Raw genomic sequence first — 2,778 nt, forward strand, 5'->3', positions numbered from 1 at the left:
AGCCTAAGCGCGGTATCGGCTTCGTCGTCCGGCAGCGCCGGACTGCCTTCCGCCCATTGGCAGAACGCGGTAGCGGTGTGAGAGAAGACATTAAGTTGCTGCATTGGTCGTGTGCCGCCTAACACTTGAATTAAGCCGCGCCGCGAAGCGGTGTCGGCTTGAATGAATTGTTAGGGGCGCACATAGAATGGCTTGGCAACCCGCTCCACCATGTGCAGTGATTCTTCGCTGATGAACATGATGTCCAAGTTAACGCCCTGCTCTGCGATTGGTCCGAAGGCCTCACCAACCTTCTCGGCAATAGCCATGGACTCAGCGGAACCCGGTGCTAGGCAAAGGCATACGCCCTCTGTTCCATCTGGGTACTCGAAGTTAACCAAGAACGCTCGCTCCACGTCTGGGGCCGATCGCAATGTGGGAGAGACCGCGCTCTTAACGGTGTCTGAGAATTCACCCGTAGCTTCGGATAGGTAAAAGACGCTCGGGGTGACGAAGTACTCCGGCGACTTCTGCGGTCCGAGATGACTCGTGGCGCAGCCGAACAGGGCCAGCAAAGAAAACAGCAAGATTGCGATACGCATGAAGTGCCCCTAACGCCAGAATTAAGCCGTGCCGCGAAGCGGCATCGGCTTGAATGATTGTTAGGCCCCATTGCCCTATCCATCAATCGCCATCCGTGAGATCTCGGAGTGGCCCGATGGTTGAACACTCACGGTCCACATAAGACCACGTATCTCATCTCGCAGCTCAACGAGGTACGTCCCACTACCGTGCCTCGTAACTACCAACGCCTGGAGCAGATCGTTGCCAGTCAGCGACGGACCGTCTCGCATCCCAGCCAAGCGCTCATACGCGAGACGCCGAGCATCATCAGGTGCAACCTGGCTGCAAGACGCCAGAAGGACTGTCAAGAAGATTGCGAAGATGTGTCGCATGGGGCCTAACGCCTGAATTAAGCCGCGCCGCGAAGCGGCGTCGGCTTGAATGAATTGTTAGGCACCAGCCGGTTGCCCGGTGCGGCGCCGCCAAGATGTGCCAAGCAAAGTGCCCGCCATAAGCGCACATACCAACACTAGCCACTCGATAGCGAGAGCTATGGGTGGAACGCTGTCGAAGCGGCGAGTCAGAGCAAACAGAAGAACAGCCCCAGCGAGGCCCTGAAGAATCAGCGCAACCCATGCATGGACGAAAGGCTTGAAGAACTGTTTAGCGGCCAAATGGGCGAAGATTGCGCCACACGCTAAAAAAGATACGGCAGCACTTGCGAACAGCTGCGAGGTGCCGATGCCCCCGAGTGAGCCTTCTAGAAAGCCGATCGCAACTTGTGCAACAAAGAGTGCGAGAGCGTAGAGCGCGACCATCCTCCAGTTCACGACTTCCTCCATCTGGCGCCTAACACCTAAGTTAAGCCGAGCCGCGAAGCGGCTTCGGCTTGAACGCATGGTTAGGCATCAGTCCCACCATGCCGTAACAGCTACGGTAACAGGCTGATCAATCTCCAGCTTGCCAAGTTCATCTGGGTCTGCCGAGGTGACGTAGTCAGGCTGAAGGGCAGCTAGGGCATCACTAAGTACTTCGGGTTTGATCGTGCCTGCCACTAGAACCGTATCTGTGAAGGGCCACGCGTCATCGCCAGGGTCGAGCTCTGTGATCAACGCATAGACGGCCGTGACATCTTGTCGCTGCAGCAATCCAAGCAACGTGTCTCGGAATAATGGAATGCCGGGATGGGGGACGAGGTTGCATCCAATCGAACCTTCATCGTCGTTTCCATCAAAGAACCGCTCCAGCTGTACCAACTGCGGCTCAGGCTTGGTTTCCAGTTCCCTCTTTAGCGCAATGCACTTCTGTTGATCCACGACGAATCCTCCCCTGATGCCTAACGCCTGAGTTAAGCCGACCCGCGAAGCGGGTTCGGCTTGAACGAATTGTTAGAGGTCATGCGCGCGAGCACCAAGTTCTGGAACTTGGATGCCCCGAGCCGTCATTACGCCTGTCCGTACGATCTCATACAGATCAGAAACGAGTACGCCCGTATGGCACTTGATACGGCCGTCTGCGACAGAAATGTATCTCTCGTCGAAGAATCTCTTAGTGATTCCATCCCTACTGAAGTCACCGACGATACCAAGATCATTAACGAAAGAAAGAGACTGAAGATGGCGTGGCGAATCACCAACTCGCTCATCGTAGGGGTTTCCGCAAGACGCCCAAGCATTGCTTGTGGTGCGGTGAACGGGGTAGCCCTGATACTTCTCTAGCCAGTTTCCACTTGGATCGACTCTAACGAACAGCAAGGCGTTCAGGTAGTCAGCGAAGCGAGGGAATCCGTAATGGTCAGCGACACTGAACGAGATCTCCTTTGTGCCAATGGATCCGCTGAGGACGTTCAGCACCTCGTACTTGGCCTCAAACAGCGCATCCATGCTGCAAATGCGGTCTAGGGCAGGCGACTCGTCTGACGCCTCAGGCTTGGGGCAGTCGTCCGGCGCCTTCTTGATGCTGATGAGGCGACCTACGAACGCGACAACGTTTGGCTCAGGATCGGCAGAAGCGACCGATGGAAGAAGCAGAATGCACGCGAATAGCATATGCAGAATTGATCGAGCCACGACGGTCTCCCCAATGACCTCTAACGCCTGAATTAAGCCGAGCCGCGAAGCGGCTTCGGCTTGAATGAATTGTTAGGGCCCACTGCTGGAACCCTGGAGCGGCAACTGCGAAACCCGCCATGAGCCGTCCGGAAAGCGATATGCAATGACACGAGAGCCAACGGTG

4 protein-coding genes are annotated in these 2,778 nt (G+C 56.1%); all 4 read right to left on the minus strand.

Translation table 11 applies throughout. The annotated features are described in order from the left end of the window. Positions 1-170 precede the first annotated feature (170 nt). Positions 171-581: an enhanced serine sensitivity protein SseB C-terminal domain-containing protein gene (locus tag ACW7G5_RS14630; protein WP_457005726.1), complete on the minus strand. Its 411-nt coding sequence runs from the start codon at positions 579-581 to the stop codon at positions 171-173. A 411-nt stretch (positions 582-992) separates the two neighbouring features. Next, positions 993-1,361 (minus strand): hypothetical protein, encoded by a 369-nt coding sequence (locus tag ACW7G5_RS14635; RefSeq protein ID WP_457005728.1) that lies wholly within the window; start codon positions 1,359-1,361, stop codon positions 993-995. 90 nt (positions 1,362-1,451) lie between these two features. Further along, on the minus strand, positions 1,452-1,859 hold the full coding sequence (locus tag ACW7G5_RS14640) for a hypothetical protein (RefSeq protein ID WP_457005729.1): 408 nt from the start codon (positions 1,857-1,859) through the stop codon (positions 1,452-1,454). A gap of 72 nt (positions 1,860-1,931) precedes the next feature. Next, complete coding sequence (locus ACW7G5_RS14645; RefSeq protein ID WP_457005731.1) at positions 1,932-2,426, minus strand: hypothetical protein; 495 nt, start codon at positions 2,424-2,426, stop codon at positions 1,932-1,934. Positions 2,427-2,778 lie beyond the last annotated feature (352 nt).

The organism is Luteimonas sp. A501 (assembly GCF_054052085.1).

Bases quoted from the DNA above. Each gene is read 5' to 3' on its own strand.
- ACW7G5_RS14635 (WP_457005728.1), bottom strand. From the start codon at position 1,361: ATGGTCGCGCTCTACGCTCTCGCACTCTTTGTTGCACAAGTTGCGATC.
- ACW7G5_RS14645 (WP_457005731.1), bottom strand. From the start codon at position 2,426: ATGGATGCGCTGTTTGAGGCCAAGTACGAGGTGCTGAACGTCCTCAGC.
- ACW7G5_RS14630 (WP_457005726.1), bottom strand. From the start codon at position 581: ATGCGTATCGCAATCTTGCTGTTTTCTTTGCTGGCCCTGTTCGGCTGC.